The sequence below is a fragment of the Micromonospora sp. CPM1 genome, from assembly GCF_023896895.1.
Classification (GTDB): Bacteria; Actinomycetota; Actinomycetes; order Mycobacteriales; family Micromonosporaceae; genus Micromonospora; species Micromonospora tulbaghiae.
The window spans coordinates 71,948-79,672 of the sequence record NZ_JAMHIU010000024.1 but is presented as its reverse complement, the minus strand read 5'-3'; the positions used below and the strand labels follow the sequence as shown (position 1 = coordinate 79,672).

Sequence of the window (7,725 nt, the reverse complement as noted above, 5' to 3'; positions counted from 1 at the left end):
CGTACTGCGGGCCGTGGCCGCAGCCGCAGTGGGGCAACGGCCCGTCCAGCCCGCCGCCCACCAGCCCGCCGCCGACCACGGCAGCGCCGACGACGGCCCCGCCGACCACCGCGCCACCGCACCCCCACCCCCGAACGCCTCTCCACCTCCCCCGGGAAGAAGGTGTCCGTCCACCATGTCCAGAATCCGTACCGGAATCGTCGCGGTGCTCGCCACGGTCGGCCTGGTCGTCACCGCGGCCCCCGCCCCACCGGCCCTCGCCGCCGGCGGCCCGAACCTCGCCGCCGGTCGCACCGCCACCGCAAGCAGCGTCAACGGCCCCTACGTCGCGGCCAACCTGACCGACGGCAACCAGGGCAGCTACTGGGAGAGCAGCGGCGCGCTGCCCCAGTGGGCGCAGGTCGACCTCGGCACCAGCCGGGCCGTCGACCAGGTCGTGCTGAAGCTCCCGGCCGCCTGGGAGGCACGCACCCAGACGCTGTCCGTGCAGGCCAGCGCCGACGGCAGCGGCTTCACCACTGTCGTCGCGTCCGCCGCCCGCACGTTCAGCCCGGCCGCCGGCAACACCGTGACACTCGGCTTCACCGCCGCGAACGCCCGCTACCTGCGGGTCGTGATCTCCGCGAACACCGGCTGGACCGCCGCGCAGCTCGCCGAGCTGGAGGTGTACGGCACGGCCACCTCCTCGACCAACCTGGCACTCGGCCGGGCCATGACCGAGAGCGGCCACGCCGACGTGTACGGCGCCGCGAACGCCAACGACGGCAACGCGGCCACCTACTGGGAGAGCCCGAACAACGCGTTCCCGCAGTGGGTCCAGGCCGACCTGGGCGCCGCCACCAGCGTCAACCGGCTCGTGCTGCGGCTGCCGTCCGGCTGGGGCGCGCGCACCCAGACGATCACCGTGCAGGGCAGCACGAACGGCTCCACGTTCGGCACGCTCGTCGCCTCCGCGTCGTACGCGTTCGACCCGGGCGGCGGCAACACGGTGACTGTCACGGTGCCCACCGCGTCCACCCGCTACCTGCGGCTGCTGTTCACCGCGAACAGCGCCTGGCCCGCCGGGCAGCTCGCCGAGCTGGAGGTCTACGGCCCGGCCACCGGCGACACCCAGGCGCCGAGCGCGCCCGGCAACCTCGCGTTCACCGAGCCCGCCACCGACCAGGTGCGGCTGACCTGGACCGCGTCGACCGACAACGTGGGCGTCACCGGCTACGACGTGTACGCCAACGGTGTGCTGCGCACCAGCGTCGGCGGCACCACGCTCACGTACACCGACACCCAGCCGGCCGGGACCACCGTCTCCTACTACGTGCGGGCGCGGGACGCGGCCGGGAACGTGTCGGCGAACAGCAACACGGTCACCCGGACCGGCAACACCGGGGACACGGTCGCGCCCACCGCGCCCGGCACCCTGGCCTACACCCAGCCGGGGAGCGGGCAGATCCGGCTGACCTGGACCGCGTCGACCGACAACGTGGGCGTCACCGGCTACGAGGTGTACGCCAACGGCACGCTGCGCACCACAGTGAGCGGGTCCACGCTCACGTACACCGACACCCAGCCGGACAGCGCCACCGTCTCGTACCACGTCCGGGCCCGCGACGCCGCCGGGAACGTGTCCGCGAACAGCAACACCGTCACCCGCACCGGCAGCACATCCGGTGGCACCAACCTGGCGGTCGGCAAGCCCGCGACCGCGTCGTCGATGGTGCACGTGTTCGCCGCCGCCAACGCCGTCGACAACGACGTCTCCACGTACTGGGAGGGTGCGCCCGGCGCGTACCCGAGCACGTTGACGGTCGCGCTCGGCGCCAACGCGAGCATCAGCGCCGTCGTGGTGAAGCTCAACCCGGACCCGGCGTGGGGCGCGCGCACCCAGACGTTCCAGGTCCTCGGCCGGGAACAGTCCGCGTCCGGCTTCACCAGCCTGGCCGGCTCCGCCACGTACTCCTTCAACCCGAACAGCGCCAACACGGTGACCGTCCCGGTCTCCGCGACCGCCGCCGACGTCCGGCTCCAGTTCACCGCGAACTCCGGCTCCTCCAACGGGCAGGTCGCCGAACTCCAGGTCATCGGCGTCCCGGCGCCGAACCCGGACCTCACCGTCACCGCCGTCACCGCGTCGCCGTCCGCGCCGGTGGAGACCGACGCGATCACGCTGTCCGCCACCGTGCGCAACGCCGGCACCGCGGCCTCCGCCGCCACCGCCGTCACCCTCTACCTGGGTACGACGAAGGTCGGCACCGCCGCCGTCGGCGCGCTCGCCGCAGGCGCGTCGAGCACCGTCTCGGCGAGCATCGGCGTACGCGACGCCGGCAGCTACCAGCTCACCGCGAAGGTCGACGAGTCGAACGCGGTGATCGAGCAGAACGAGGCGAACAACTCCTACACCAGCCCGACCGCGCTGACCGTCAGCCCGGTCGCCAGCTCCGACCTGGTCGCCTCCGCCGTCACCTGGTCACCCGGCACTCCGAGCGCCGGCGCGGCCGTCTCCTTCGCGGTGACGCTGCGCAACCAGGGCACCATCGCGTCGGCCGGCGGCGCGCACGGCATCACGCTGACGGTGCGCGACCAGTCCGGCGCGGTGGTGCGCACGCTCACCGGCTCGTACAGCGGCACGATCGCCGCCGGGGCCACGGCCGGCCCGGTGTCGCTGGGCACCTGGACCGCCGCCAACGGCCGGTACACGGTGCGGGTGGTGCTCGCCGACGACGCCAACGAGCTGCCGGTGAAGCGGCAGAACAACACCAGCGACCGGTCGCTGTTCGTCGGCCGCGGCGCGAACCTGCCCTACGACGCGTACGAGGCCGAGGACGGCGCGACCGGCGGCGGCGCGCAGGTGATCGGCCCGAACCGCACGATCGGCGACCTCGCCGGGGAGGCGTCCGGCCGCCGCGCGGTCACGCTCGACACCACCGGCGCGTACGTCGAGTGGACCACCCGCTCGGCCGCCAACGCCCTGGTGGCCCGCTACTCCATCCCGGACGCGCCGGGCGGCGGCGGGATCGACTCCACGATCAACGTCTACGTCAACGGTGTGCTGCACAAGCCGATGAGCCTCACCTCCAAGCACATCTGGCTCTACGGCGCCGAGGCCGGGCCGAGCGACTCGCCGAGCGCCGGCGCGCCCCGGCACCTGTACGACGAGGCGAACGTGCTGCTCGACACCACGGTTCCGGCTGGTAGCCGGATCCGGCTCCAGAAGGACCCGGCGAACACCACCACGTACGCGATCGACTTCGTCGACACCGAACTGGTGTCGCCGCGCGCCAACCCCGACCCGGCCCGCTACAAGGTGCCGACCGGGTTCAGCCACGCCGACGTGCAGAACGCGCTCGACGCGGTACGGATGGACACCACCGGCACCCTGGTCGGCGTCTACCTGCCCGCCGGCACGTACGAGACGGCGCAGAAGTTCCAGGTGTACGGCAAGGCGGTGAAGGTCGTCGGCGCGGGTATGTGGTTCACCCGGTTCCAGACGCCGCGCAACCAGCAGAACACCGACGCCGGTTTCCGGGTCGAGTCCTCGGCCGGCGGCTCCACGTTCGCCCACCTGGCGTTCTTCGGCAACTACACCAACCGGATCGACGGTCCCGGCAAGGTGTGGGGCGAGCTGAAGGACGTGGACGACCTGACGCTGGACAGCGTCTGGGTGGAGCACACCGTCTGCGCGTACTGGGGGGTGAGCGTGGACGGGCTGACCATCCGGGACAGCCGGTTCCGCAACACCTTCGCCGACGCGGTGAACATGACGAACGGCAGCACGAACAACCTGGTCACCAACTCGGAGGGCCGCTCCAACGGCGACGACGCGTTCGCGCTGTTCTCCGCCACCGACCAGGGCGGCTCCGGCGGCAACCACGGCAACGTGTTCGAGAACCTGACCGCCACGCTGACCTGGCGGGCGGCTGGGCTGGCGGTGTACGGCGGCTACGACAACGTGTTCCGTAACCTCTACATCGCCGACCAGCTCACGTACTCGGGCATCACGATCAGCTCGTTGGACTTCGGCTACCCGTTCGTCGGGTTCGGTGCCAGCCCGCCCACCCGGTTCGAGAACATCTCGCTGATCCGCTCCGGCGGGCACTTCTGGGGCGCGCAGACGTTCCCGGCGATGTGGTTGTTCTCGGCGTCGAAGGAGTTCCGGGGCATCCGGGTGACCGACGTGGACATCGTCGATCCGACGTACTCGGGGATCATGTTCCAGACCAAGTACAACGGCAGCCAGCCGGAGAACCCGATCACCGACACGGTGCTGACGAACGTGTCGATCTCCGGTGCGCGGCGCAGCGGTGACGCGTTCGACGCGAAGTCCGGCTTCGGCATCTGGGTCAACGAGATGCCCGAGGCGGGTCAGGGGCCAGCGGTCGGCGCGGCCACGTTCACCAACCTCCGCCTGACCGACAACTTCCAGGACATCCGCAACACCACGAGCACGTTCACCATCACCCGCAACTGAGATGGAAAAGAAGGGGCCCCTTCAACGCCTCCGGCATTGAAGGGGCCCCTTCTTCACACCCGCGCAGAACGTCGCCCAGTGTCTGGCATGGGCTCGGCGCTGATCGCGCCACTGGCGCGAGCCCTCCGGCTCGACGGAGCGAGTGGACGTCGAGCATGGAGGTTCGGCACTGGTCAACCGGGGTTCGCGAATTCAAACTCCGCTTTTGTCACGACTTCGCAGTGCGGAACTCACCGTCCCGTCGTGACTCATCGCACTGTGCCCGCAACTCCGCCATCCGCAGGATTGACGTCAACCGATCAGCCGGTGGAGGCACCCGACATGGACGAACGGTACGACTCGTACTGCGCGGTCGATCCGCTCTTCTACGACTCGCTGGCCGGCACCACGACCGAGGCCGACGGCTACCTCACCGGTCCGGTGCCGCAGGGCTGGGAGTGCGAGGTCAAGGACGACTGGATGATCCACGGACCGGTCGGCGGATCCCTCCCCGCTCAGGGCTGGAAGATTCACGTGTCCGCCCGGCTGGACAACGCCGAGCGTGTGCTGGCCCGGGTGGCCGACTACTGCCGGCCCCGGGGCATCCCGTTCAAGCATCTGCGCGGCCCGCGCCTGCTGCTCATGCGCAACAGCAAGTACGCCCGGCGTGCCGCCAGCGGGAAGTTCGTCACCGTCTACCCGCGCGACGACGCCGAGCTGGAGCTGACCGCCAAGGAACTTGCCGACCTGCTCGCCGGCGAGACGGGGCCGTACATCCTCAGTGACCTACGCTACGGCGACGGCCCGGTGCACGTCCGCTACGGCGGTTTCGCGGCCCGCTACTGCGTCTCCGCGGACGGCCAGACGGTGCCGGCGATCGAGGGCCCGGACGGCGTCCTGGTGCCTGACCGGCGGGACCCGGTGTTCCACGTGCCGGAGTGGGTGACCCTGCCCGACTTCCTCGCCCCGCACCTGGCCGCCCGCAATGCGGCGACGACGACCGACCTGCCGTACCGGATCGAGAAGGTGATCCACTTCTCCAACGGCGGCGGCCTGTACGAGGCTCGCGACACGCGCACCGGGCAGCGGGTGGTGCTCAAGGAGGCCCGCCCGCACGCCGGCCTGGACGCGACCGGCACCGATGCGGTGACCCGGCTGCGCCGCGAGGCGGAGACGCTGCGCCGGCTGGCCGACGTGCCGCACCTGGTGCGGGTGCACGACGAGTTCAGCTTCGGCGGGCACGAGTTCCTCGCGCTGGTCTTCGTCGAAGGGCGGCCGCTCAACCAGGTGGTGGTCGAGCGGTACCCGCTGGTCCACGCCGACGCCGACCGGGCCGACTACACCCGCTGGGCGCTCGACGTGCACCGCCAGGTCGCGGAGGCGGTCGCCGCCATCCACGCGCACGGCGTCGTCTACGGCGACCTGCACATGTTCAACGTGATGGTGGGCGACGACGGCGCGGTGACGCTCATCGACTTCGAGGTGGCCACCGACGTCGCCGAGGCGACCCGGCCCGCGCTGCGCAACCAGGCGTTCGCCGCGCCGCGCGACCGCACCGGCGTCGACGTCGACCGGTACGCCCTGGCCTGCCTGCGCCTCGCCCTGTTCCTACCGCTGACCGCGATGCTGCGGCTGGTCCCGGCCAAGGCGGCGCACCTGGCCGACGTGGTCGCCGAGAACTTCCCGGTGCCGCGCGAGCTGCTGGACGAGGCGGTCGAGGTGATCGTGCGCGGACGCCGGGCGGACCTGCGCCGCGCCGTCACGATCGACCCGGACGACTGGCCCGGCCTGCGCGACCGGCTCGCCGAGGCGATCACCGCGAGCGCCACCCCGGACCGCGACGACCGGCTCTTCCCCGGCGACATCCGCCAGTTCGCCGGCGCCGACGGCGGGCTCAACCTGGCGTACGGCGCGGCCGGGGTGCTCTGGGCGCTGCACGTCAGCGGCTCCGGCACCGACCCCGCGCACGAGCGGTGGCTGATCGACCGGGCACGCCACCCCGCCTCCGGCAGCCGGCTCGGCCTCTACGACGGGCTGCACGGCATCGCGTACGTGCTGGACCTGCTCGGTCACCGGGACGAGGCGGCGCGCCTGCTCGACCTGTGCCTCGACCAGCCCTGGACGGAGCTGCGCGACGACCTGACCGGCGGGCTGTCCGGCATCGCGTTGAACCTGGCGCACTTCGCCGCGCGCACCGGCGAACGGCGTTACGCCGACGCCGCCCGGCGGGCCGTCGAGGTGGTGGTGGGCCGGCTCGGCGACGTCGACTCGGTCGCGGAGATCAGCGGCGGGCGGCACCCGTACGCGGGGCTGGCCCGGGGCGGAGCCGGCGTGGCGCTGATGCTGCTGCGGATGTACGAGCGGTACGGCGACGACGACCTGCTCGACCACGCGCGCATCGCGTTGCGCCAGGACCTGCGCCGCTGCGTCCGGCGCGACGCCGGGCACCTGGAGGTCAACGAGGGCTGGCGGACCATGCCCTACCTGGCCGAGGGGAGCGTCGGGATCGGGCTGGTGCTCGACCAGTACCTGCGCCACCGGCCCGACGACGACCTGCGCGACGAGGCGGCCGCGATCCGCCGCTGCGCCGACTCCCCGTTCTACGCGCAGTCCGGCCTCTTCGCCGGCCGCGCCGGGATCGTCGCGTACCTCGCCGAGCGGGGCGAGCGGGACGCGGCCCGACAGCAGGCCCGGCTGCTCGGCTGGCACGCCCTGCCGTACCGGGACCGGACCGCCTTCCCCGGGGACCAGCTCCTGCGGCTCTCCATGGACCTGGCCACCGGCACCGCCGGGGTACTCGCCGCGCTCGCCGCGACGCGGCCGGACGACCCGCTCCACCTGCCGTTCCTGACTCCGCTGACCGACGCGACGCGCGTCGCGGGCGCGGACCGGACGGCCACCGACCCCCCGGCTTCCCCGGGGCGACCCCGCACCGACGTGACCGGAAGGAGGTGAATCGACATGGCTCTGCTCGACCTCCAGGGGATGGAGCTGCCGGCCGCCGAGCGTACCGGCGGTGGCAGCCAGGCCAGCCTGCTGCTCTGCGGCGACAGCTCGCTGAGCGTCACCACCTGCAAGTGATCCGTCCGAACACCGACGTCAACGTCACACGAGAGAAGTGAGGAAGCGACATGGCTCTGCTCGACCTCCAGGGAATGGAACTGCCGGCCGCCGAGCGTACCGGCGGTGGCAGCCGCGCCAGCCTGCTGCTCTGCGGCGACAGCTCGCTGAGCGTCACCACCTGCAACTGACGATCAGTCGCTTGGCCCCGGACCGGCGTGAGC

4 protein-coding genes are annotated in these 7,725 nt (G+C 72.1%); all 4 read left to right on the top strand.

The window, feature by feature from the left end; all coding sequences use genetic code 11:
• Nucleotides 1-175: 175 nt before the first annotated feature.
• The 4 genes from M8C11_RS25085 (at nt 176) to M8C11_RS25070 (ending at nt 7,692) form a co-directional block, all read left to right on the top strand.
• A complete protein-coding gene (locus M8C11_RS25085) occupies nt 176-4,462 on the top strand; it encodes a discoidin domain-containing protein (RefSeq protein WP_252453717.1) in 4,287 nt (1,428 codons plus the stop codon).
• Nucleotides 4,463-4,783: 321 nt separating this feature from the next.
• The gene (gene lanKC / locus M8C11_RS25080) at nt 4,784-7,396 is read left to right on the top strand and encodes a class III lanthionine synthetase LanKC (RefSeq protein WP_252453715.1); all 2,613 of its coding nucleotides are present in this window, start codon (nt 4,784-4,786) and stop codon (nt 7,394-7,396) included.
• Nucleotides 7,397-7,402: 6 nt separating this feature from the next.
• Nucleotides 7,403-7,522: a SapB/AmfS family lanthipeptide gene (locus M8C11_RS25075; protein WP_088974649.1), complete on the top strand. Its 120-nt coding sequence runs from the start codon at nt 7,403-7,405 to the stop codon at nt 7,520-7,522.
• 50 nt (nt 7,523-7,572) lie between these two features.
• On the top strand, nt 7,573-7,692 hold the full coding sequence (locus M8C11_RS25070) for a SapB/AmfS family lanthipeptide (protein WP_088647629.1): 120 nt from the start codon (nt 7,573-7,575) through the stop codon (nt 7,690-7,692).
• Nucleotides 7,693-7,725: the final 33 nt, after the last annotated feature.